Raw genomic sequence first — 23,990 nt, 5'->3', positions numbered from 1 at the left:
ATCGAGGCCCGGACGGCCGCGAACGCGCCAAATTTTTGGGAGCATGGCATGAGCGTTATGGTGCCGGTCGCCGAGCCGGCGGAGCTGAAGAAATATTCCGGCGCGCAGCGCGCGGCGGTGGTGATGCTCGCGCTCGGCCAGGAACATGGCGCGCCGATCTGGGAACAGCTTTCGACCGACGAGATCAAGGAGCTTTCCGCCAGCATCGCCCAGCTTGGCCGCGTGCCTTCCGCCGTGGTCGAACATCTCCTCGTCCAATTCTCCTCCGAAGTCTCCAGCATGGCGACGTTCCACGGATCGTTCGAGACGACCGAGCGGCTGCTGGAAGGCATCCTTCCGCCCGAGCGCGTGAAGGAGATCATGGAGGACATACGCGGCCCATCCGGCCGGACGATGTGGGACAAGCTTTCCAACGTCAGCGAGACGGTGCTCGCCGGCTATCTGAAGAACGAATATCCGCAGACGGTGGCGGTGATCCTGCACAAGCTGAAATCGGACCATGCCGCGCGCGTGCTTTCGGAACTGCCCGAGGAGCTGGCGACCGACGTGGTGATGCGGATGCTGCGCATGGATACCGTGCAGAAGGACGTGATCCAGCAGGTCGAACTGACGCTCAAGAGCGAGTTCATGAGCAATCTTTCCCGCGCCCAGCGCCGCGACCCGCACGAGACGATGGCCGAGATGTTCAACGCGCTCGACCGCCAGACCGAGGAGGCGATGCTTTCCGCGCTGGACGAGCGCGCGCCGGAATCGGCCGAGCGCATCCGCGCGCTGATGTTCACCTTCGAGGACCTCGCCAACCTGCTGCCCGCCGCGATCCAGACGATCGTGCGCAACTGCAACAAGCGCGAGCTGGCGCTGGCCCTCAAGGGCGCGCCGGAGGAGATGCGCCAGATGTTCTATGCCGGCATGACCGAGCGCGCCGCCAAGCTGATGCGCGACGACATGGCCGCCATGGGCCCCGTTCGCGCCCGCGAATGCGAGGAGGCACAGGCCAACCTGGTGCGGCTGGCGAAATCGCTCGGCGATCGGGGCGAGATCATGCTCGTCGATCCCAAGAGCGACGATGCGATGATCTACTGATCCGGCATCGCCGGCAGGACATGATGAAAGGTCGACGATGGAGGCAGCCATCCACGTAAAGCCCTTCGGCTTCGATCGCGTCTTCCGCTTTCCGTCCGCCCCGGAAGAGGCGCCGCCGGCATCGGTGGACGAAGCCATCTTCCAGCAGCGGATCGCGAGCCTGGAGGCGGATATCGCCCGGTTGCGCGCCGAGCATATCGAGATCCTCGCCCGCGCGCGGAGCGACGCCTTCGCGGCGGGGCTCGCCCAGGCGCGGTCCGAACGCGACGCGGCGGTGCTGGCGGCGTGCGACGCGCTGCACGCGACGCTGGACGACATCGACGCCCGCATCGCCCAGACGACCGAGGCGGTGATGAAGGACGCCGCCAAGCTGGCCTTCACCGCCGCCGAGGTGCTGGCGGGCCATGCCGTGGAGCAGGCCCCCGCCCGCGCGGCGGACGAGGCGCTGGGCCGCGTGCTGGAGCAAGTGAGCCGCGGCACCCGCATCGGCATCCGCGTCCACCCCGCCATAGCCGAGGATATGGAGCGGCTGATCGCGGTGCGGGTGAGCAAGGAACGGCGCAAGCTATCGCTGACGGTGATCGCCGACGAGGAGATGGCCGAGAGCGACGCGCTGATTTTCTGGGAGGAAGGCGGCCTGGCCGTCGACGCCGCCCACCGCCGCGCCGCCATATTGGCGGAGCTTGGCCCGCTGCTGGGCGAAACCAAGGATAATTGAAGAAAAAGACGCGAAGAGAATCTGCACCGGCAAGAGTTGCCTAGTCGATATCCTCCTATAATGGAGGTGCAAGGGCAGCGGCCTTTGTGATCGAAACACGAGGCCAGCCTTGGACGGAATGCGGAATTTGATCGCGCAGTTGGGCACCCGCCGCCTGCTCATCATGGGCGGCGTTGCCCTGGCGCTGCTGCTGGGCATCGGCGCGCTCGCCCTGAGAGGCTCTTCTTCGGAAATGGGCTATCTCTACACCGATCTCGAACCTTCGGCCGCCCAATCGATCACCGAGAAGCTGAAGGCCCAGGGCGTGACCTTCCAGCTTTCGCCGGACGGCACGTCGATCCTGGCGCCGGTGGACAAGCTGGCCGAGCTGCGCATGGCGATGGCCGGCGAGCGGCTGGGCGGCAAGATCGGCTATGAGGTGCTGGACGCCGAGGAACCGTTCGGCGTCTCCTCCTCCCGCGCCAAGATGAACGAGACCCGCGCGATCGAGGGCGAGCTTGCCCGGTCGATCGAGAGCCTGGAGCGGGTGAGCAAGGCGCGCGTCCATATCGTGATGCCCGAGCGCGCGATGTTTGCCGCCGAGCCGCGCAAGGCGACCGCCGCCGTCACCGTCAAGACCAGCGGCAAGCTGACCGGCGAGGCCGTGCAGTCGATCCGCTACCTGGTTTCCTCCTCCGTTCCCGAACTTGCCCCCGAAAGCGTTTCGATCGTCGATCAGTCGGGCGCGCTGCTGGCCCGCGCGGGCGAAGGCGGCGGCGCCGGTTCCTCCGAGATCGAGGAGCGGCAGGCCGCCGTCGAGGCCCGGCTGCGTTCGCAGATCGAGGCGATGGTCGAGCCGATCGTCGGCACCGGCAAGGTGCGCGCCGAGGTTTCCGCCCAGCTCGACCGCGACCAGATGCGCGAGGAAGCCGAAATGTTCGATCCCGACAAGCAGGTGATCGCGCATCAGGTGACGGTGGAATCGGGCGAGCAGAATGACGAGAGCGCGGCCGGCGCCGAAGGCGTGACGGTTGCCACCCAGCTTCCCGAGAATGAAGGCCCGATCAACGGCAACGGCCAGGATACCCGCCGGTCCGCCCGCAACGAATCCTCGGAAGACATCACCTTCCAGAACAGCCGCACCCAGACGGTGAGCGTGCGCAGCCCCGGCAAGATCAACCGGCTGACCGTGGCCGTGATGGTCGACGGCGGGCCGAAGGGCCTTTCGCAGCAGCAGATCCAGCGGCTGACGCGCCTCGTGGAGAATACCGTGGGCTTCGATGCCGAGCGCGGCGACAGCGTGGTCGTGGAAAGCATGGCCTTCGTGGCGCCCGAGGAGCCCGGCCTGGCCGATGGCGCCCTGCCCTTCGGCATCACCACGGACAATCTGTTCAGCCTGCTGAAGGTGCTGGTGCTGGCGGGCGTGGTGCTGATCGGCATCCGCATGCTGCGCCCCAGGCTGATGCCCACGGCCGCCAACGATGCCGAGCCCGTCCTGCTGACCGGCCAGCAGCCCGAGATGCTGGACCTCGCCACCCGCGCCGCCGACGGCGACGAGGAGGCGATGCGCCTGCTGGAGGAGCTGCGCCAGGGTGAGGAGGTGCCGATGCTCGATCAGGAGATCGCGCTCGCCCAGGTCGACGGCCGCATCAAGCTATCCGCGCTGCGGCGCATCGGCGACGCGATCGCCGCCAATCCGGCCGAATCCGCTTCGGTGATCCGCCAATGGATGAACGCATGAAGGACGACGAGATGACCAACGACCCCGAAGCCCGTCTGCTGGCGCCGACCCATTTCGGCCCGGAAACCGGCGAGACGGCGGCTGACGACCAGGCGGAAGGGTGGAATTACCGGGCCGCATCCGCCGCGCCGCCCTCCGCCGACGACCTGCAGGCCGTGTTCGACGTGCCGGTGAAGGTGCAGGCGGTGCTGGGCCGGTCGCGCATGGACATTGGCGAGCTTCTGAAGCTGAAGCCGGGCGCGGTGGTGGAGCTGGATCGCCGCGTCGGCGAGCCCGTGGACATATTCGTCAACAACCGCCTGATCGCCCGTGGCGAGGTGGTGCTGATCGACAGCGCGCTGGGCGTGACGCTTACCGAAATCATCCGGCAGGATCGTTGATGCCACCCGATGGCGCCCACCTGCTGCTGGTCGGCGATCCGGCCAGCGCATCCGAGATCGCGGCCGTGATGGCGCGCGCGAACCCGGATGCCCTGGCCGTGTGCGAAGCCACCGGCGAGGCGATCGAGCGGCTGGGCCGGACCCGCGGCGACATGGTGATGATCGACGTGCCGGTGGACGTGCGCGACATCGTCGCCCGCCTGCGCGGCGAGGCCGGCGCCGCGACGCCGGTGCCGGCACGGATGATCGACGCCCTCGTCGGCCGCACCGTGGCCGAGGTGGAGCGCGCCCTGATCCTGCGCACCCTGGCCCACTGCCGCGGCAACCGCACATCGGCGGCCACCATCCTCGGCATTTCGGTGCGGACGATGCGCAACAAGCTGAGAACCTTCATCGAGGACGGCATTCCCGTCTCGCCGGCGGCCTGATCCCGGCCGCCCGCCCTCGGAGCCCCGCATGCCCATCCAGCTCGAACAGTTCCTGAACCGGCTCGGCCCCGGCCGCGACCTCGCGCTTGCCGGCGGCATCATCGCGATCATCGCGATGCTGATCCTGCCGATGCCGGGATGGATGCTCGATTTCGGCCTGGCGCTTTCGATCACCGCCTCCGTCCTCATCATGATGACGGCGCTGTTCATCGAAAAGCCGCTCCAGCTTTCCAGCTTCCCGACGATCCTGCTGATCGTCACCATGCTGCGGCTGGGCCTGAACCTGGCCTCCACCCGCCTGATCCTGGGCCACGGCCATGAAGGCCACCAGGCGGCCGGCGGCGTGATCGCGGCGTTCGGCGAATTCCTGATGGGCGGCGAGACGGTGATCGGCCTCACCATCTTCATCATCCTGATCGTCATCAACTTCGTCGTCATCACCAAGGGCGCGGGCCGCATCGCCGAGGTGGCGGCGCGGTTCAGCCTGGATGCGATGCCCGGCAAGCAGATGGCGATCGACGCCGATCTTTCCGCCGGCATGATAACCGAGGCGCAGGCGCGCGAGCGCCGGGCCGAGATCGAGGCGGAGAGCGGCTTCTACGGCGCGATGGACGGCGCCTCCAAATTCGTGAAGGGCGATGCGGTCGCCGCCCTCCTCATCACCGGCATCAACATCGTCGTCGGCCTGATCGTGGGCGTGGTGATCCACGGCGTGCCGTTCGGCGATGCCTTCCGCACCTATACGATCCTGACGGTGGGCGACGGGCTGGTGAGCCAGATCCCCGCGCTGATCGTCTCCACCGCCGCCGGCCTGCTCGTTTCCAAGGGTGGCGTCGCCGGCAAGACGGGCGCGGCGCTGGGCGACCAGCTCGGCCGCTATCCCAAGGCGTTCGGCATGGTGGCCGCGCTGATGGCGGTGCTGGGGCTGGTGCCGGGCATGCCCTTCATCCCCTTTGCCGGCCTTGCCGCCCTGTGCGGCTGGTTCGCCTGGAAGATGACGCGGCGGAACGAGGCGGAGGCCGCCCGCTCCGCAATGGCCGAGGCGATGGCGCGCGAGCAGGAAAGCGCGCAGGCCGAGGAGCCGATCGCCCGCACGCTGGCGATCGACGCGGTGCGGATCGAGCTGGGCTATGCCCTCCTCCCGCTCATCAACGACAGCCAGGCCGAGCCCCGGCTGGACGATCAGGTCCGCGCGCTCCGCCGGCAGATGGCGATCGATTACGGCTTCGTGCTGCCGTCCGTCCGCATCCTCGACAATATGGCGCTGCAGCCCAACGAATATGTCGTCTACGTCAAGGAAACGGAGGCGGCGCGCGGCGAGCTGCGGCTGGACAAGCTGCTCGTCATCAACCCCGCCGGCGGATCGGCGGGCGTGCCGGGCGAGGAAACGCGCGAGCCGGTGTTCAACCTGCCGGCCCTGTGGATCGACCGGTCGCTGCGCGACGAGGCCGGCTTCCGCGGGCTGACCGTCGTTTCCAGCGGCACGATCATCACCACCCACCTGACCGAGATCGTCAAGGACAACATCGCAGACCTGCTATCCTATACCGAGGCGCAGAAGCTGCTGACCGAGGTGCACAAGGAATCGGAGAAGCTGGTTTCGGATATCGTGCCGGCCAAGATCTCCGTCTCCGGCGTGCAGCGTGTGCTGCAGAACCTGCTGGCCGAAGGCGTTTCGATCCGCGACATACCGACCATCCTGGAAGGCATCGCCGAAGCCACCGCCTACACCCAGAACCTCACCCAGATCACCGAGCATGCGCGCGGCCGGCTGGCCCGCCAGATATCGGCGGCGCAGACCCGCGAGGGCACCATCCCGATCGTGACGCTGGCGCCGCGCTGGGACCAGGAGTTCGCGGAGAGCATCGTCGGCCAGGGGGACGAGCGCCACCTCGCCATGGCGCCTTCCAGCCTGCAGGGCTTCATCGCCTCCGTGCGGGAAACCTATGACCGGCTGGCCTCGGAGGGCGAGATACCCTGCCTGCTGACCAGCCCGACGATCCGCCCCTTCGTGCGATCGATCATCGAACGGGTGCGCCCGGCGACCGTGGTGCTTTCGCAGAACGAGATCCACGCCCGCGCCCGGATCCGCGCGATCGGCACCATCGGATGAGCCGGATCGGCGCAGGGCGCGACCCGACCGCGCCTTTCCATCCTATAATGGAATGTGAGGTGCGAAACGCACCGACAGGAAGGGCCGAATGACCATATCGATGATTGCCCCGGCCGTTGCCGCATCCACCCGCCCGCAAGGGGGATCGGCCGGCGCCAGCGCGGCGGCGGCGGGCTTCGGCGCGCTGATCGGCGCCGGCTCCGATGCGACGGCGGAAGGCGGCGCGACGCCGGTGACGGCCGGAAACCAGGCCGATCTTCCCGCCCAGCCCGATACGCAGGCCAGCCAGATCGCCCAGACGGCCGCCCCTTCCCTGCCCTTGCCTTCCGAACAGCCGGCTCCGGCCGACGATCCGGCGCCGGCCGGAGAGGCCGTTGCCGAAGGCGAGGAACAGAACCTGCTGCCGGATGCCGCCGGCCCGATCCCGCCCGCACCGCGCGAGGCATCGGTGAAGACCGCGGCGCAGCCCGAGGTCGCACCGGCGACCCTGGCTTCGACCCGGTCGGACAAGCCGGCGGCGCCGGCCGTCCCGGCCAAGGACGTCGCCGAGATGCCCGTCGTCGCGGCGGACGCCGGCAACATGGATATCGCGGCAGACGATCCTGGCGCCGACGATGACGGTGCCGATAAGGACGGAGCGCCGGTCGACATCGCCGGGGATGATAGCGCAACCCGGCCCGCCGCCCAGCCAATCGAGCCGCAGCGCCCGGCAACGGCGCTCGCGGCGGCGCCCGCCCCGGCACCGGTCACGGCGGACGCCCCGATCGCGCCGGACAATCCCCTCGCCACGGCGGATGCCGAAGCAGCCGGCGTCTCCATCGAGGCGCGTCCCGCCGCCAGGCCGGCCGGAGAGACCGCGACGGCCGCCAACGCCGCCGCCGGGCAGGCCGCGCCGGACGGCCCCGATGGCCTACCTTCGCCGCTGTTCAGCCAGGCGCTGCCCGGCATCGCGCCTCGCGCGGTGGCCCATCCCTATGGCGCCGCCGCGCCGCATGCCCCCGCGCAGGCCGTCGTCACGGCCGAGGCCGGGCGGATCGGGCGCGAGATGGGCGTGGAGATCGCGCGTGGCATCTCCGCCGGCCGCAGCGAGGTGCTGATCCGGCTCGATCCGGCCGAGATGGGGCGGATCGACGTGCGCCTTTCCTTCGAGCGCGACGGCAGCCTGCGCGCGGTGATGGCCGCCGACAGCCCGATGGCGCTGGACATGCTGCGCCGGGAATCGAGCGATTTGAGCCGCGCGCTCGCCGATGCCGGCGTGCGGGCGGACGCCCAGTCCTTCCGCTTCGACAGCCGCGGCGGCGATGCCGGCACGGCCTGGCAGCGCGGGCAGCAAGCATTCGACGGCCGCGAGGCCCAGGGCGGTCCGGCCCTGGGCAGCGGCCCGACCGACGATCAACCCGCTTATCGTTCGCTGCGCGCCAGCGGCCGAGTGGACGTAAGGGCCTGAAGGGAACGACCGAGATGACGACCGTTTCGAATACCGACGCATCGACCATGAGCAACACGGCGAACCAGCAGGCCAAGAGCCAGATCGGCGCCGATTTCAACATGTTCCTGAAGCTGCTGACCGCGCAGATGCAGAATCAGGACCCGCTCGATCCCATGGACACGTCGGAATATACCCAGCAGCTCGTGCAATATTCGCAGGTCGAGCAATCGATCCAGCAGACCGACAAGCTGCAGCAGATCATCGGCAAGCTCGCCTCGCAGGACATGGCGCAGGCATCGAGCTTCATCGGCCGCGAGGCGCGGTTCGATTCGCCCGTGGCCGGCCTGGGCGAGGCGCCCGCGACCTGGACCTATTATGCCGATGGCCAGCCGGCCTCGATCGTCGCCACCGTCAAGGATGCGAAGGGCAAGGTCGTCAGCGAGAAGACGATCGAGGCGGACGCGCAGGGCCGCTACCAGTGGGACGGCACGCTGGCCGACGGCACTCGCGCCGCCGACGGCGCCTATACGCTGTCGATCGCCGCGCTCGACGCCAGCGGCAACAAGGTACCCGTGACCATCAATTCGGTCGCCACCGTCAAGGATGTCGTGACCGACGGCACCAACGTGATGCTGGGCGTGAACGGCATCCGCATGTCGGTGAACGGGCTGGTGGCGATCTCCAACCCGGCCTGATCCCCGGACGGCCACGAAAAGAAACCCCGCGCCGATCGGTCGGCGCGGGGTTTTCTTTGCATCCTGCCCCGTCCGCGATCGAACGGAGGCTCGATCGATCAGGCGACGCGGGCGGTGTGCGGCACGGGCGCGTAGAGCCGCATCGTGGAGGAAATGCCCTGATGGGCCGGCGCCGCGCGGATATTGCGCTGGGCGCCCGGGGCGACGGGGAGGCCGTCCCCGGCATCGGCCAGGTTGAAATCGGTGAGCGTGCAGCCGGCGATGCGCGCGGGCAGCGCAAGGGTTATCAGGCAATCTTCGATCGAAGGATCCTGGCGCGGGCCGAGGGTTTCTTCGACATCCTCGATCGTCAGGCCGCCCACGCTCATGCACCGCTCCGCGGCGGCATCCCAGAGCGCACAGGCATCCTCGACCGATAGCTGGAGGGTGAGCCGGTAGTTCATTTCGGAATTTCCGGTGCCGGCATTATGGGCCGATCCTCCGGAAGCGACGCTGACGTTCATCAGAAAGAACCTCGTTCGATAATGTTCCGACTTCTGGTCTCGTCCTCCCCACTAGACGACGGCACGGTCTGGTACCGCGCACATGAGGCCAGCCTCTCTTCGATGGACCGGTTAATACCAACTAAGGGAATTCCCTTATCTGCCCGGCGACTCCTCGTCCTAGGGGGATTGGTGGTTAATGCCGCCGGAAATGTTCCGGATGCGGTCCATCGCCCGAAAATCCTGCGGAATCGGGCGCCGTCGCGCCTTCCCCGACATGCAAGAAGGCCGGAACGGCGAACCGCCCCGGCCTTCCGCATGATGTTCCACCCCGTGGGTGAGGGCTGGGGTGGAACTGATCATGTCCCTTAACGGAACAGCGACAGGATCGTCTGCGGCGCCTGGTTGGCGATGCTGAGAGCCTGGACGCCCAGCTGCTGCTGGACCTGCAGGGCCTGCAGCTTCGCCGATTCCTTGGCGAGGTCCGCATCGACCAGGTTGCCGATGCCGCTCGTCACCACGTCGGTCAGCTTGCTGTTGAACGAGAGCTGGCCCTCGATCTTGCGCGAAGACGCACCCAGCGTGCTCAGGCTGTCCTGAACTTCACCGAAGAAGGCATCGAGCTTGTCGATCACGCCGGTGGTGGCGGTGCTGAACGCGGCGGCGGTGATGTTCGTCGGATCGCTGGTATCGATGCCGGCGAAATCGGTGTCGTCGGTCAGATCGCCGAGGGCGGTCGTCGCCTTCGTCGTATAGCCCTGGTTGTCGACGGTGAGCGCCGAGGCACCCGAAGCGATCGACTGGAGCGCCGAAACGCCCTGCGCGGTCGCCGAGCCATCACCCTTCAGGATGTTGGTGCCGTTGAAGTCCGAACCGTCGATGATCGTGGAGACCTGCTGCTTGAGAGCCAGCAGATCCTTGGTGATCGCGACGCGGCTGTCGTCGTCCAGGCCAGCATCCGAGGCTTCTAGAGCCTTGGACTTCATCTGGTTGAGCAGGTCGGAGATCTGCTCGGCACCGGCGATGGCGGTGTCGGTGACGCTCTTGGCGTTGTTGAGCGAGGAGGTGACCGCGCTCAGCTTGCCGAGATCGCCGCGCAGCGTCTGCGCCACGGTATATTTGGCGGAATCGTCCTTCGTCGACGCCACGTTGAGACCGGTGGTGATCCGGCTCTGCGTGGTCTCCAGGCTGCGGTTGGTCGACGTCAGCGACTGAAGCGCGGCCATCGCACCGACATTGGTGTTAACGGAAAGTGCCATGATATCGTCCTTCTTGGATAGGAGGCCGCCTTCTGCGACCTGGACCGGAAGCGCCGATCCGCGACGACCCGATACCCATCGGCCCGCCTTTCATTCTGGGAAGGATTCCGGGGCCACCCAAATCCGCGCCCGACTTTTTTATGCTTAACGACTTGGACGCGGGCACAAGAAAAGGCCGGGATGGCGAACCACCCCGGCCTTTCCCTTTCGACACCCCCGCCCTCCCCCGGAAGAGGAGGACGGAGCCGATCGTCCGTTGCCGATTAACGGAACAGCGACAGGATCGTCTGCGGCGCCTGGTTGGCGATGCTGAGAGCCTGGACGCCCAGCTGCTGCTGGACCTGCAGGGCCTGCAGCTTCGCCGATTCCTTGGCGAGATCCGCGTCGACCAGGTTGCCGATGCCGCTCGTCACCACGTCGGTGAGCTTGCTGTTGAACGAGAGCTGGCCCTCGATCTTGCGCGAAGCCGCGCCCAGCGTGCTCAGGCTGTCCTGAACCTTGCTGAAGAAGGTATCCAGCGCCGCGCCGAAATCGGTGGCCTTCTGGGCACCGGTGTCGCCGCCACCGCCCGAGCTGTCGCTCAGGTCGATGTCGTTGCCGCCGGTCTTCACCCAGGTCAGGGTGCCGGTGTTGGTGGCATCGCCCAAAGCGGTTTCAGACAGGCTGGTATAGCCCTGGTTCGAAACGGTGAGCGCCGACGAACCCGAAGCGATCGACTGGAGCGCCGAAACGATCTGGTCGTTGGTGGCATCGGCCGGATCGTTCTTCAGGATGTTGGTGCCGTTGAAGTCCGAACCGTCGATGATCGTGTTGACCTGCTCCTTGAGCGCAGTCAGGTCCTTGGCGATCGCATCGCGGCTGTCCTGATCGAGGCCCGCGTCCGAAGCCTCGAGGGCCTTCGCCTTCATCTGGTTGATGAGGTCGGAAACCTGCTCGGCACCGGCGATGGCGGTGTCGGTGACGCTCTTGGCGTTGTTGAGCGAGGAGGTGACCGCGCTCAGCTTGCCGAGATCGCCGCGCAGCGTCTGCGCCACGGTGAACTTCGCCGAGTCATCCTTCGTCGACGCCACGTTGAGACCCGTGGTGATGCGGCTCTGCGTGGTTTCCAGGCTGCGATTGGTCGCCGTCAGCGACTGGAGCGCGGCCATCGCACCGACATTGGTGTTAACGGAAAGTGCCATGATGTTGTCGTCCTTCTTGGATAGGAGGCCGCCTTCTGCGACCTGGACCGGAAGCGCCGGCCCACGACGGCCCGATACCCATCGGCCCGCCTTTCATTCTGGGAAGAACGGTCGGCCCGCCAAAGCGAGGCGGATGATTTTTCATGTTTAACAAATAATTAACCGCAATTTCCAGGCTATCCGACAGGGCAGCCGCAGCAGCGGGGATCAAGAAGGGTAGAACGTGCCCCGATTCGGCGCCGCGCGGCCATGAATCCCGTCCACCCGCACCCTTGTTTCGTCATTGCGAAAAGATGACCCGCGAGAAAATATGCCGCCGTGCAAAATAATTATCCGCCCCAAACGCTTGATCGTCCAATAATGGCTTTTGCGCATAGGGTGCACATGCTAACGCATATCGGCTTATCCGCTGTCCTTCGGCATGTAGCGATGGCGCAAGACGGCACATTCGGGACCAAGGGGAAGGTTCACGCATTCATCCGGGCGCGGGGGAAGCAGCAGGCGATATGCACAACCGCAAGGGAATATCCTATTATTTCCTGATAATAGTGATGGTGGCCATGATGGCATGGCCCGCCATCGTAAATGGCCAGCCCTTTTTCTTCCCCGACACCACCACTTATGTGCGATCGGCCGACTTCCCGATCCATCTGGCCTCCGGCGGGCGCATCTCGACCGTCTGGACGCGATCGGAGGACGCGGCGGCGCATCGATCGCCCACGGCCAGGCCGGCGAGCCCCACCGCCGACCAGGATGCGGCCGCCCCCAAGCGCGGCAACGATCTTTCCAGCGGCTTCATCATGGGCGGGCGATCGCCTTATTTCGGGTTCGGCCTCTACCTCACTTATCTGCTCAGCAATTTCTGGCTGTTCGTGGCGATCGGATCGATCCTGTCGCTATGGCTCGTCCGGCTGGCGCTGCGGGCGATCGGCATCGAGGACGACCGGACCTTCCTGCTGACCGCCGCCCTGCTCGCGCTGCTGACGCCGCTCCCCTTCTACACATCCTATCTGCTGGCCGACATCTTCGCCGGGCTCGGCATGCTGGCGCTGGCGGTGCTCGCCGCCTCGCGCGGGCCGATGGGCCGGAGGGACCGGCTCGTCCTGGCGGGGCTGGTGATCCTGTGCACCATGTCGCATCCGACGCATGTCCTGATCATATTGGCGATGACGGTCACAGCGGCGATCATAGCCGCGTTCAGGCTGCTGCCGCGCGCCAATGCCCGCTTCGCGCTGGGCACCGGCGCGGTCGCCGTGGCGCTGGCCGTGGCGGGCACGATGCTGACCAATTTCGCGATCGAAAGGACATTCGGCCATCCGCCGCACATGGCGCCGCTGCTGACCGCCCGCTTCATCGGCGACGGGCCGGGCGCGCGCTATATCAGGGAATATTGCCCCGGCGCGGACTTCACGGTCTGCCGGTTCGCCGATCGGATCGCACCGACCTCCGGCGCCTTCCTCTGGTCCACGGACAAGCGGGACGGCGTCTTCCTCTTCGCCACCGATGCGGAGCGCAAGGCGCTGTCTGCCGAGGATATTCCCTTCGCGCTGGCGGTATTGAAAGCCTATCCGATCGAACAGGCCGGCATGATCGTGAAGAACTCGCTCCTCCAGGCGGCGATGTTCGACGATCGCTGGCTGAACTATAGCTGCAAGGCGGAGGCGCGGTGCTGGCGCACGGTGCCCGAGCCGATCCGCCAGCGCATGGCGGCATCCCCGGCGGGCCGGGGCCTGTGGCCGACCAGGACGCTCAGCATCATCCATTACGGCACGGTGGGCATCGCCCTGCTGACGATGGCGGCGGCGGGCATAGCGGCGCTGCGGCGGCGGCGCGACGAGCGCGATCCGTTGACCGCCGGCGAACGCGCCGTCTGGGCGTGGATCGCGCTGATCGCCGTGGGGCTTGCCGTCAACGCCTTCCTGGGCGGCGCGCTTTCCGATCCGCAGAGCCGTTATCAGGGCCGCGTGATCTGGCTGGTGCCGTTTACGGCGTGGATGCTGGTGATGGCGCGGCGGCAGTCACGCTCCGCCCCGGCATTCCAGGCGGTGCCGGCCACGCCGCTGGCCGAGGCGTCACCGGTCGCCTGATCGCTTCAGGCGGCCTCGCGCATCGCCTGCTTCAGCACCTCGAAGATCCTGGGATCGGCGCATTGCGCGACGTTGATGCGCATATGCTGGCCCGCCGTCTGCGAAAGGCTGAAGACGTTGCCCGGCGCCAGCACCACGCCCTGCCCCAGCGCGGTGCGGGCGAGATCGGCAGCATCGACGCCATCGGGCAGGCGGCACCACAGGAACATGCCGGCGCGCGGCTCGATCCAGGGCCGGATGCCGATCGCGGCGAGCCGCGCCGCCGTCCGCTGCCGGGCGCGATGCAGGCGTTCGCGAAGCGCGGTGACATGGCGGCGATAGCTGCCGTCCTGAAGCGCGCGCGACACCAATTCGGTCGAGAGGCGGGGCGCGCTGAAGGCGGTGGCGATCCGGAGGTCGAGCAGCCGTTCCAGCCAGTCGCGCCGGATGGCGACATAGCCGCACCGCACGCTGGCCGAGAGCGTCTTGGAGAAGCTGCCGATCTGGATGACGCGTTCCAGGCCATCGAGCGCGGCGAGACGGGGGGCGGGCTCATCCTCGAAATCGGCGAAGATATCGTCCTCGACGATGACGAGGTCATGCTGCTCCGCCAGCCGGAGCAGGCGATGCGCCACCGCCGGCGCCAGTGTCGCGCCGGTGGGATTGTGGACGCCGGAATTGGTGACGTAGAGGCGCGGGCGATGCTGGGCCAGCGCCTCGGCAAAGGCATCCATGTCCGGCCCCGAGGGCGTGAAGGGGATGCCGACGATCCGCGCGCGATGGGCGCGCAGCAGCGCGTGGAAGTTGAAATAGCAGGGATCGTCGACCAGCACGACGTCGCCGGGCCCGATCAGCATGCGGCAGAGCAGGTCGATCGCCTGCGTGCCGGATTCGGTGAGCATGATCTGGTCCGGGGCCGCCTCCACCCCGCGTTCGGCGAGCCGCCGCGACAATAATTGCCGGAGCGCCGGCAGGCCGAGCGGCGTGCCATAATCGACCAGCGCCCCTTCATCCGCCCTGGCCAACGCCCGCATCGCGCGGCGCAATATGTCCTCCGGCAGCCAGGAGGGCGGCAGCCAGCCGCAGCCCGGCTTGAGCGCGTCCTCCCCCGCCTCGAGCGACTGGCGCGACACCCAGAAGGGATCGACCGCGCGATCGAGCCGGGGGCCGACATCGGCCACCGATAGCGGCGGCAGATGCCCGGCCACATAGAAGCCCGACCCGCGCCGCGAATGGATGACGCCTTCGGCGGCCAGGCGATCATAGACCTCCACCACCGTCGACTTGGAAACCTGCGCCGAGGCGGCGAGCGCGCGGATCGAGGGCAGCTTCGCCCCCGGCAGCAAGGCCCGCGAGGCGATGCGCTGGCGCATGGCCCCGGCCAGCCGTTCGGTGAGCGAGCCCTGGGGCGCGGCAAGCGGCACATCCATCCTTATTGCTCCGTGAACCGGTACAGTTTGGTCGAACTGTATCGATCCGTACCTCGCGCCGCCAGCCCCGCCGCCGCATCGGAGGAAAAACACCGAATGGATCGCGCAATGGACCGGACGACGAGCGGGTGGATCAACGGATTGCTGGGCGCGCTGATATTCAGCGGATCGCTGCCGGCGACGCGACTGGCGATGGGCGGTTTCGATCCGCTCTACCTGACGGCGGCGCGCGCGGCGATCGCCGGCGGCCTCGCGCTCGTCATGCTGGCCGCGCTGCGCCAGCCCCGGCCCGCCCTTTCGGATATCGTGCCGCTGCTGGTGGTGGCCGGCGGCGCCGTGCTGGGCTTTCCGCTGCTGAGCGCGATGGCGCTGCGCCATATCGACACCGCCCATTCGATCATGTTCACCGGCCTGCTGCCGCTGGCCACCGCCATCTTCGCGGTGCTGCGCGGCGGCGAGCGGCCGGCGCCCGCCTTCTGGCTGTTCGCGGCGCTGGGCAGCGCGGCCGTGACCGGATTCGCACTGCGCGACGGCGCCGGCACGGCATCAATGGGCGATGCGCTGATGCTGGCGGCGATCCTGGTCTGCGGACTAGGCTATGCCGAAGGCGCGGTGCTGGCGCGGCGGCTGGGCGGCTGGCAGGTGATCTGCTGGGCGCTGGTGCTGGCGCTGCCGGCGATGATCGGGCTGATGACGGCCCTGCCCGCGCCCCGATGGACGCAGGTGCCGTCCGCCGCCTGGGCCGGCCTGGCCTATGTCGCCCTGTTCAGCATGCTAATCGGCTTCGTCTTCTGGTATCGCGGGCTGGCCCTGGGCGGCATCGCCAGCGTCGGCCAGCTCCAGCTCCTCCAGCCGCTTTGCGGGCTGGCGCTGGCCGCCATCCTGATCGATGAGCCGATCGGCGGATCGATCGTCGCCATAACCATCGTCGTTGCCATCTGCGTTGCCGCCGCCCGGCACTTCGCCAAGAGGAGACCCGCTTTATGCCCCGCCCGTTCCAGCTGATCGACGTGTTCGGCGAACACCCCTTTTCCGGCAATCCGCTGGCGGTGGTGGCCGATTCGGAGGGGATCGACACCGATACGATGCAGCGCATCACCCAATGGCTGAACCTTTCGGAAACCACCTTCCTGCTGCCGCCCACCACGCCCGAGGCCGATTATCGCGTGCGCATCTTCACGCTGGAACGCGAATTGCCCTTTGCCGGCCATCCGACGCTGGGCACCTGCCACGCCTGGCTGGCCGCGGGCGGCGTGCCAAAGCAATCGGGCAGGATCGTGCAGGAATGCGGCGCGGGCCTCGTCCCCATCCGCCAGGACGCGGCCGGCCTGGCCTTCGCCGCGCCGCCGCTGATCCGGACGGGCGCGGTGGACGAGGCGAGGCTGGAGGAGGTTGCCGCGTTTCTCCGCATATCCCGCGCCGAGATCGTGGATGCGCAATGGGTGGACAACGGGCCGGGCTGGATCGGCGTGATGCTGGCATCGGCGGAGGCGGTGCTGGCGGTCGAACCCGCGCGCAGCCATGGCGGCCGGATCGAGGTGGGCGTCGTCGGCCCGCATCCCGCCGGGCAGGACATCGGCTATGAACTGCGCGCCTTCTTCAGCGATCAGCATGGCGGTGTCATCGAGGATCCGGTGACGGGCAGCCTCAACGCTTCGGTGGCGCAATGGCTGTTCGCGTCGGGCCGGGTGCAGGGTTCCTACCGCGCCGCGCAGGGGACCCGGCTGGGGCGCACCGGCCGCATCCGCGTCGATCGCGATGCGGCCGGGACGATCTGGATCGGCGGGCGAACGGCGACGCTGTTCAGCGGCGAAACCGCCTTCTGATCGACCGGACGCCGGCGCCCGCCTATAAGCATCCGGCAACGGCGTCTCGGCACGCGCGCCGGGCGATCAGGACGGAAAGGCGGCTCCCCTTGCACATCGACCATCGGTTTCGCGGCCCTCCGCAGAGCGGCAATGGCGGCTATGTCGCCGGCCTGGTGGCGGCGCCGATCGGCGGATCCGGCTGCATGGTCACGCTGAAGCTGCCGCCGCCGCTGGCGACGGAGATGGAGCTTGCGCGGGACGGCGACGCCATCCGGCTGATCGACGACGAGGCCCTCGTCGCGCTGGCGGAACCGGCGGAGATCGCGATCGATGTGCCGCCCCCGCCGGCCCTGCCCATTGCCGAGGACGCTTCCCGCCATTTCGCGGGCTTCGACGAGCATGTCTTTCCCGGCTGCTTCGTCTGCGGGCCGGAACGGGCGGAAGGCGATGGCCTGCGCATCTTCCCCGGCCCGGTCGGCGACGCGGCCGGGCAGGTCGCCGCCTTGTGGGTGGCCACCGCCGATCTGGCGGACGAGGGCGGCCATGTTCGCCCCGAATTCCTGTGGGCCGCGCTCGACTGCCCCGGCTATTTCGCGGTCCAGCCGCGATCGGGGCCGGCCGTGCTGGGGCGGATCGGGGTGATGATCCACGGCAGGCCACGGCCGGGCGAACCGCTGCTGGTGACGGGCTGGCCCATCGCCAGCGAAGGCCGCAAGCATCGAGCAGGCACCGCGATCCACGATCGCGACGGCCGCCTGATCGCCGCTGCGCTGGCAACCTGGATTTCGATCCGGGCCTGATCCGAGTCCGTCGTCCGGGCGATCCGGCCTAGCCGTGTCGCGCCACGGCACGCGGCACGGCCTTGCCGCCGCCGGTCATGGCCGCCTCGCCGCGCGAATAGGTGCCGACGAGGAGACCCGCCGCCAGCACCTTGCCTTCCATCGCGTTGAGGAGCGCGGAGCGGCCGGGATGGCGACGGAACAGGGGCACGTCCGCCAGCGCGAAGAGCTGGAAGATATAATCGTGGCTGCCATGGCCGGCAGGGGGATCGGGGGGCAGCCAGCCTTCGCCGAACGCGCTGTTGCGGCCGATATCGCCGCCGCTGGCATCGCCCCCGCCATCCGCCCGGATCGCGCCTTCGGCCAGCCGGCGCTCGCCCGGCGGGATGCCGCAGACGATCGCATGCACCAGCGGATTGGGCGCGGGGGCGTCCGGGTCCTCGACGATCAGGGCCAGGCTGCGCGTGCCGGGGGGCACGCCGTTCCAGACGAGGGGCGGCGAGACGCCGGCGCCATCGGCGGTGAAGCGTTCGGGCAATCGCCCGCCATCGGGGAAAGCGGGGCTGGAAAGATCGATGTGCACGCCGGTTATCGTCAGTTCCGGCTGGACGATCGCCAGCTTGGCATGGCCCGCGCGGACATTGCGCATCAGCGCGCCGATCCATTGCGGCAGATGTTCCAGCATCGGGCGATCCCTCCCCTCTCCGGCCTGATGCCTGCACAACCGGCGAAGGGGTGGATTGGGTTCCATGAAATCGGCGGGCGATGACGCCCGATCAGTGGAAGTCGCGCGATTTCGGCAGGATGCGGACATTGCGGGGATGCGAGGCATGGGCCGGACGCGGCGGGAGCGCCGCTTCGCCCGGATCGGCCATGGGCCGGGGGCGATCGGCGGCGATCCCGTCCAGCGCGGCGGTGCGATCGACGATCCGCGTGGCGATCAGATGCGCCACGCCCTCGCGGCTTTTCTGCAGCTCGCCCGTCACCTCCATCAGGCGGGATGCCATGACGGCGCGGCGATAGCGTTCGAACAGCCGCGCCCAGATCAGCACGTTGGTGATGCCGGTCTCATCCTCCAGCGTGACGAACACGGCATTGCCCTTGCCCGGCCGCTGGCGGATCAGCACCACGCCCGCCACCCTTATTTGCGCGCCATTCTTCGCCTGCTCCGCCTCCGCGCAGCTCAGCACGCCCGCGCGGCGGAAGCGATCGCGCAGGAAGGTCATCGGATGATCCTTCAGGGACAGACGCGTCACCTGATAATCGGTCATCACATGTTCGGCGAGCGGCATGGCGGGAAGCGCGGCATCCGCCTCATCCCCCAGTTCCCGCGCGGCGGCGGCGGCGAACAAAGGCAGCTCGCCCGCAGGCGTGCGCCGCGCCTCCCACAGCGCCTCGCGCCGGTCCAGCGCGATCGACCGGCAGGCATCGGCATCGGCCAGCAGGCGCAGCGCGCGCGCCGGCAGGCCGGCATCGCGGGCCAGCGCCTCGACGCTGGCGATCGGCCCGCGGGCGCGGGCATCGGCCAGCGCCACCGCCCACTCCTCCCGAAAGCCATCGATCTGGCGCAGCCCCAGCCGCAGGGCGAGGCGGCCATCCTCCCCCCGTTCCAGGCTGCTGTCCCAGAAGCTGGCATTGATATCGATCGGCCGCACCTCCACCCCATGATCGCGGGCGCAGCGCACGATCTGGGCGGGCGCATAGAAGCCCATGGGCTGCGAATTGAGCAGGGCGCAGGCGAACACCGCCGGCTGGTGGCATTTGAGCCAGGCCGAGACATAGACCAGCTTGGCGAAGGACTGGGCGTGGCTTTCCGGGAAGCCATAGCTGCCGAAGCCTTCGATCTGCTTGAAGCAGCGGGCGGCGAAATCGGGCTCGTAACCGCGCCCCACCATCCCCCCGATCATCTTTTCGCGGAACCTGTGGATGGTGCCGACATTGCGGAACGTCGCCATCGCCCGGCGCAGCTCATTCGCCTCGTCCGCGGTGAAGCCGGCGGCGATGATGGCGAGCTTCATCGCCTGTTCCTGGAACAGGGGGACGCCGAAGGTCTTGCCGAGCACCTCGCGCAATTCATCCGGATTGTCGCGCGATCCGGGCAGGTCCGCTTTCTCCTGCCCGGCGCGGCGGCGGAGATAGGGGTGGACCATGTCGCCCTCGATCGGCCCCGGCCGCACGATCGCGACCTGGATGACGAGATCGTAGAACTCCCTGGGCCGGAGGCGGGGCAGCATGTTGATCTGGGCGCGGCTTTCCACCTGGAACACGCCGATGCTGTCGCCCTCGCACAGCATGTCGTAGGTGGCCTTGTCCTCCTTCGGCACGGTTTCCAGCATGAGATCGCCCTCGCCATGCCGGCGCATCAGATCGAAGGCCTTGCGGATGCAGGTGAGCATGCCGAGCGCCAGCACATCGACCTTCATCAGCCCCAGCGCGTCGATATCGTCCTTGTCCCATTCGATGAAGGTGCGGGCCGCCATCGCGGCATTGTGGATCGGCACGGTCTCGTCCAGCCGGTCCTCGGTCAGCACGAAGCCGCCGACATGCTGGGAAAGGTGGCGCGGGAATTTGAGAAGCTGACCGACCAGCGCCCGCAGCCGCGCCATTTCGGGATTGGCGGCATCGAAGCCCGCCTCGGCGAAGCGGCCGTCCGGCACCTCGCCGCCATAGCTGCCCCAGCTCGTATCGGCGAGGCGCGCGGTCACATCCTCCGACAGGCCGAGCGCCTTGCCCACCTCCCGCAGGGTGCTGCGCGGGCGATAATGGATGACGGTGGCGGCGATGCCGGCGCGGTGGCGGCCGTAGCGTTCATAGACATATTGCATCACCTCCTCGCGCCGCTCATGCTCGAAATCCACGTCGATATCGGGCGGCTCGCCCCGCTGTTCGGACAGGAAGCGCGAGAAGAGCAGGTTGTTTTCGACCGGATCGATCGGGGTGACGCCCAGCAGGTAGCAGACCAGCGAATTGGCCGCCGATCCCCGCCCCTGGCAGAGGATCGGGGGATCCCGCGTGCGCGCGAACCTCACGATATCGTGCACCGTCAGGAAATAATAAGCGTAGTTGCGGGCGCGGATCAGGCTCAGTTCCTCATCCAGCACCTTCTGCACCTTGGCCGGGATGCCACCGGGATGCTGGGCATTCGCCGCCGCCAGCACCAGATGTTCCAGCCAGCCCTGCGGGGTCCAGCCTTCGGGCACGGGTTCGTGCGGATATTCGTAGGCGAGCTGATCGAGATCGAAATGGATGCGGGCAAGGATATCCGCCGATGCCGCCACGGCTTCCGGGCAGGCGCGGAACAGGCGCGCCATTTCGGCGGGCGGCTTCAGATGGCGTTCGGCATTGGCATGAAGGAGCCGGCCCGCCTCGGCGATCGTCACCCCTTCGCGGATGCAAGTGACGACATCGTGGAGCGGCCGCTGTTCCGGCCCGGCATAAAGCGCATCGCAGGTGGCGAGCAGCGGCACGCCCGCCCGCGCGCCCAGCGCCGTCAGCCCGGCCAGCCGGCGATGATCGCGGCCCTCGCGCGGCATGGTCGCCCCCAGCCAGACCGCGCCGGGGCAGGCATCGGCCAGCCGGCGGAGCACGAATTCGTCCGCGTCGCCGGCCATCACGATCAGCAGCAGATCCTGGCAATAAGCCAGCAGATCGGCGAAATGGAGGATGCAATCGCCCTTCTCCGCCCGCCGGTTGCCGAGCGTGAGCAGGCGGGTGAGCCGCCCCCAGCCGAAGCGGGTGGCGGGATAGGCGACGATATCCGGTGTGCCATCGGCGAAGACCAGCCGCGCGCCGACGGCGAGGCGGAAATCGAGGGGCCTCGCCTCTTCCCCATTCTCCTCCTGCGCGGCCGCGAGCGCCGCCTTGGCTTCCTTCAGCGCGACATGGGCGCGCACCACGCCGGCCACGGTGTTGCGATCGGCGATGCCGATGCCGGCCATGCCGAGGCCGATCGCGCGCGCCACCATGTCCGCCGGATGGGATGCGCCGCGCAGGAAGGAATAATTGGTGGCGGCGACCATCTCGGCAAAGCCGGCATCGGCTTCCTCGCCCCCCGACGGCCGATCGCCGGCGGGGCGGCGGAAAGGCGTGACCCCATCCGTCATGCAAAAACCCCGTGGAGATACCAGGCGGGATCGGCCTTCTCCTCGTAAAGGCCGTGGCGGAAGATCCAGAAGCGGCGGCCGCGCGCATCCTCCACCCGATAATAATCGCGGGTCAGCCCCGGCCGGTCGATCGCGCCATCGGCCCGCTGCCACCATTCGGCGGCGATCCGTTCCGGTCCTTCGAAGCGGCGCACCTCATGCGCGTCGCGCCGCCAGCGGAAGCGGTGGGGCGGGCCATCGGGCACCTCGGCGATCACATCGATCGGCTGGGGCGGATCGAACAGATGGATGGGCCGCAGCGGCGGATCGCCGGGGCCGGCCGCATCCCAGGCGGCGGGCGGCGGGGCGGCCACCGCCGGCAAGGCGAGCTGGGCCTGTTCTGGAATATGCGTGTCGCGCGGCACCAGCCGCCGCACCCGGCCCCGGCCCAGCCGCGTGCTCAGCCGATCGACCAGCGCCGCGATCTCCGCCTCATGGGTGGCGCCGCCTTCCAGCCGCAGCTGGGCGGCCGCCAGCGGCTCGACCAGGGGCACTGACAGCCGGACCATATCGAAGCCGAAGCCGGGATCGATCGGATCATCGAGCGCGCCGATCCGTTCGCGGAACAGCCGCATCACCATCGCCGGATCGCGCGTCGGCCGGCTGGTCTCCACCCGGATCGACCGCGCCAGCCCGTCGCTGCGGAAGAACATGCCTTCGAACCGCCGGCCGCCGGCCTTGCGTTCCTCCAGCAGCCGCTTCGCCTCGCCGGCCAGTTCCCCCAGCACCGCCAGCGCATATTCGGTGCGGGCGATCGGCTCGGCAAAGCGGCGCTCGATGCCGATCGTCGGCGGCGTGCGGCGCGGGACGATCGGGCTGTCCGCCTCGCCCAGCAGGCGGCGGAGCGCCATCACCGCATCGCCGCCGAAACGCGCGGCGATCCCCGCCAGCGGCCGGCAGGCAAGATCGCCCACCAGCTTCAGCCCGGCGCGGCGCAGGCCCAACTCCGCTTCGGAATCGAGGCCCAGCGCCGCCACCGGCAGCCGGCGGATCGCGGTCGCCTCATCGGCGGCCGGCACCGTCTGGAACCGGGCCAGCGCGCGGGCGCCGGCAGCATTGCCGGCCAGCGCATGGCGCACCGCCAGCCCGCTTTGCGCCAGGCGCGCCTCGATATCGGCCACCAGCCCCGCCTCGCCCCCGAACAGATGCGCGCAGCCGCTGATATCGAGCAGCAGGCCATCCGGCGCATCCACCGCCACCATCGGGGTGTAACGACCGCAGCCTTCGGCCAGCGCCTCCAGCCAGGCGAGATCGGCATCGGGATCATGATCCGCCACGGCGAGGTCCGGCACGCGGGCGCGCGCATCGGCCAGCGGCAGGCCCGGCTCCAGCCCGAGCGTCAGCGCCTGCGCATCCACCGCCGCCAGCCGCAGCGCGCCCTTCACCTTCTCGACGAAGGCGAGCGGCGCCTGCGCTTCAGGCGATGCGCCGGTCCGCCGTCGCGCCGCCCGCAGCCGATCCGCGGGAAGGAAGGGGAACCACAGCGCCAGGCAGCGCCGGTTCCCGGATGGCTTCGCGGAAGACAATGCGTTCACGATCCCACTCCACGCGCCAGCGGAGATCGGCGATCCCGCTCCGCTGCCGCAGCAATTCCACTTCGAAGGCCGCCTGCCCCGGCGCATTGGCCGCCAGCGCCCGCGAAGGCGCGGCGCGCACCCGCCAGCGGGTGTCGGCGGCGCTGGGCGAGGCCCGCGCGTCGATCCTGAGCAGCAGCACCGACACGCCCGAATCCTCCGCCGCCAGGGTCAGCCGGCGGGTGGCCGTGAGGTCCAGCACCCGCGGATCGCCCCAGCATTCCACCACCACCACCGCCAGGCCGGGGCAGCGGGCGGCATCGCCGGCCCCGCGCAGCAGCGCCACCGGATCGGGCGCGACCGCCAGCAGCAGCCCGTCCGCCGCCCCGCCCAGATCGGCGAGGCCGGGGGCATAGAGGCCGCCGCCGCGCCGTTCCGCCTCGTCGCAGCGCAGCCAGAGCAGCCCTTCGCCGGGATGCGCATCGACATCGGCATCGCCATCCGCCATCTCCGCCGCCCGCGCGCGCAGCGCCAGCATCGCCGCGAAGCCGGCGGCGCTGCCCGCCTCGCCCGCATCGGCGGCGAAAATCTCATGCAGCCGCCCCCGCGCCAGCCCGCCGCCCAGCGCACCGTCGATGCCGCCATGGCCGGTGACGATCCGCCCCGCTTCCGCCGGAGCGGCGCCGGCCAGCATCGCGATCCGGCCGCGCAGGGCGGCAAGGGAGGGGTGCGACTCGTGCATGACAAATGTTCCTGATATGTT

20 protein-coding genes are annotated in these 23,990 nt (G+C 68.7%); 12 read left to right on the top strand and 8 right to left on the bottom strand.

The features are described 5' to 3' along the window. The first annotated feature begins 48 nt into the window (after positions 1–48). The 8 genes from fliG to CV103_RS16855 all read left to right on the top strand — a co-directional run bounded on the left by fliG (position 49) and on the right by CV103_RS16855 (position 8,566). Entirely contained in the window at positions 49–1,083 is a 1,035-nt protein-coding gene (gene fliG, locus CV103_RS16890; RefSeq protein ID WP_015458113.1) for a flagellar motor switch protein FliG, read from the top strand. A 37-nt stretch (positions 1,084–1,120) separates the two neighbouring features. Beyond that, a complete protein-coding gene (locus tag CV103_RS16885; RefSeq protein WP_107395625.1) occupies positions 1,121–1,801 on the top strand; it encodes a FliH/SctL family protein in 681 nt (226 codons plus the stop codon). A 118-nt stretch (positions 1,802–1,919) separates the two neighbouring features. Next, positions 1,920–3,521: a flagellar basal-body MS-ring/collar protein FliF gene (gene fliF, locus CV103_RS16880; protein WP_187294038.1), complete on the top strand. Its 1,602-nt coding sequence runs from the start codon at positions 1,920–1,922 to the stop codon at positions 3,519–3,521. Continuing rightward, positions 3,518–3,901, top strand: a complete 384-nt coding sequence (gene fliN, locus CV103_RS16875; protein WP_015458116.1) for a flagellar motor switch protein FliN — start codon at positions 3,518–3,520, stop codon at positions 3,899–3,901. Before fliF ends, fliN begins: the two co-directional genes overlap by 4 nt. Next, positions 3,901–4,329, top strand: a complete 429-nt coding sequence (locus tag CV103_RS23105) for a helix-turn-helix domain-containing protein (RefSeq protein ID WP_015458117.1) — start codon at positions 3,901–3,903, stop codon at positions 4,327–4,329. The genes fliN and CV103_RS23105 overlap by 1 nt, the downstream gene beginning before the upstream one ends. Before the next feature lie 28 nt (positions 4,330–4,357). Continuing rightward, positions 4,358–6,442: a flagellar biosynthesis protein FlhA gene (gene flhA, locus CV103_RS16865; RefSeq protein WP_107395624.1), complete on the top strand. Its 2,085-nt coding sequence runs from the start codon at positions 4,358–4,360 to the stop codon at positions 6,440–6,442. 88 nt (positions 6,443–6,530) lie between these two features. Next, positions 6,531–7,889, top strand: coding sequence for a flagellar hook-length control protein FliK (locus tag CV103_RS16860; RefSeq protein ID WP_107395623.1), 1,359 nt, complete (start codon positions 6,531–6,533; stop codon positions 7,887–7,889). A gap of 14 nt (positions 7,890–7,903) precedes the next feature. Continuing rightward, positions 7,904–8,566, top strand: coding sequence for a flagellar hook assembly protein FlgD (locus CV103_RS16855; protein WP_015458120.1), 663 nt, complete (start codon positions 7,904–7,906; stop codon positions 8,564–8,566). Positions 8,567–8,664: 98 nt separating this feature from the next. Here CV103_RS16855 and CV103_RS16850 read toward each other — a convergent pair whose 3' ends face one another. The 3 genes from CV103_RS16850 to CV103_RS16840 all read right to left on the bottom strand — a co-directional run bounded on the left by CV103_RS16850 (position 8,665) and on the right by CV103_RS16840 (position 11,488). Beyond that, the gene (locus tag CV103_RS16850; protein WP_015458121.1) at positions 8,665–9,069 is read right to left on the bottom strand and encodes a hypothetical protein; all 405 of its coding nucleotides are present in this window, start codon (positions 9,067–9,069) and stop codon (positions 8,665–8,667) included. Positions 9,070–9,416: 347 nt separating this feature from the next. Then, the gene (locus CV103_RS16845; protein WP_015458122.1) at positions 9,417–10,307 is read right to left on the bottom strand and encodes a flagellin; all 891 of its coding nucleotides are present in this window, start codon (positions 10,305–10,307) and stop codon (positions 9,417–9,419) included. A gap of 263 nt (positions 10,308–10,570) precedes the next feature. Continuing rightward, complete coding sequence (locus CV103_RS16840) at positions 10,571–11,488, bottom strand: flagellin (RefSeq protein WP_107395622.1); 918 nt, start codon at positions 11,486–11,488, stop codon at positions 10,571–10,573. Between the two features lie 560 nt (positions 11,489–12,048). On the opposite strand from CV103_RS16840, the gene CV103_RS16835 reads away from it, so the two are divergent. Continuing rightward, a complete protein-coding gene (locus tag CV103_RS16835) occupies positions 12,049–13,575 on the top strand; it encodes a hypothetical protein (protein ID WP_146163448.1) in 1,527 nt (508 codons plus the stop codon). A 5-nt stretch (positions 13,576–13,580) separates the two neighbouring features. Here CV103_RS16835 and CV103_RS16830 read toward each other — a convergent pair whose 3' ends face one another. Next, entirely contained in the window at positions 13,581–14,984 is a 1,404-nt protein-coding gene (locus CV103_RS16830) for an aminotransferase-like domain-containing protein (protein ID WP_107395620.1), read from the bottom strand. Between the two features lie 108 nt (positions 14,985–15,092). On the opposite strand from CV103_RS16830, the gene CV103_RS16825 reads away from it, so the two are divergent. The 3 genes from CV103_RS16825 (at position 15,093) to CV103_RS16815 (ending at position 17,592) form a co-directional block, all read left to right on the top strand. Continuing rightward, positions 15,093–15,989: a DMT family transporter gene (locus tag CV103_RS16825; protein ID WP_107395643.1), complete on the top strand. Its 897-nt coding sequence runs from the start codon at positions 15,093–15,095 to the stop codon at positions 15,987–15,989. After that, positions 15,968–16,810 (top strand): PhzF family phenazine biosynthesis protein, encoded by an 843-nt coding sequence (locus CV103_RS16820; protein ID WP_107395619.1) that lies wholly within the window; start codon positions 15,968–15,970, stop codon positions 16,808–16,810. The genes CV103_RS16825 and CV103_RS16820 overlap by 22 nt, the downstream gene beginning before the upstream one ends. 89 nt (positions 16,811–16,899) lie before the next feature. Beyond that, the gene (locus CV103_RS16815) at positions 16,900–17,592 is read left to right on the top strand and encodes a hotdog fold domain-containing protein (protein ID WP_107395618.1); all 693 of its coding nucleotides are present in this window, start codon (positions 16,900–16,902) and stop codon (positions 17,590–17,592) included. Between the two features lie 28 nt (positions 17,593–17,620). On the opposite strand, the gene CV103_RS16810 is transcribed toward CV103_RS16815, so the two are convergent. From CV103_RS16810 to CV103_RS16795, 4 genes are all read right to left on the bottom strand, one after another. Continuing rightward, positions 17,621–18,256 (bottom strand): YbhB/YbcL family Raf kinase inhibitor-like protein, encoded by a 636-nt coding sequence (locus tag CV103_RS16810; protein WP_107395617.1) that lies wholly within the window; start codon positions 18,254–18,256, stop codon positions 17,621–17,623. Between the two features lie 91 nt (positions 18,257–18,347). Beyond that, entirely contained in the window at positions 18,348–21,674 is a 3,327-nt protein-coding gene (locus CV103_RS16805) for an error-prone DNA polymerase (protein ID WP_107395616.1), read from the bottom strand. Next, entirely contained in the window at positions 21,671–23,239 is a 1,569-nt protein-coding gene (locus tag CV103_RS16800; RefSeq protein WP_211314419.1) for a Y-family DNA polymerase, read from the bottom strand. Before CV103_RS16800 ends, CV103_RS16805 begins: the two co-directional genes overlap by 4 nt. Continuing rightward, positions 23,130–23,969 (bottom strand): ImuA family protein, encoded by an 840-nt coding sequence (locus CV103_RS16795; RefSeq protein ID WP_107395615.1) that lies wholly within the window; start codon positions 23,967–23,969, stop codon positions 23,130–23,132. The genes CV103_RS16800 and CV103_RS16795 overlap by 110 nt, the downstream gene beginning before the upstream one ends. Positions 23,970–23,990 lie beyond the last annotated feature (21 nt).

Origin of the sequence: Edaphosphingomonas fennica, from assembly GCF_003034225.1 — a bacterium.
GTDB lineage: Bacteria > Pseudomonadota > Alphaproteobacteria > Sphingomonadales > Sphingomonadaceae > Sphingomonas_E > Sphingomonas_E fennica.
This window is presented reverse-complemented; position numbering and strand designations above follow the sequence as displayed.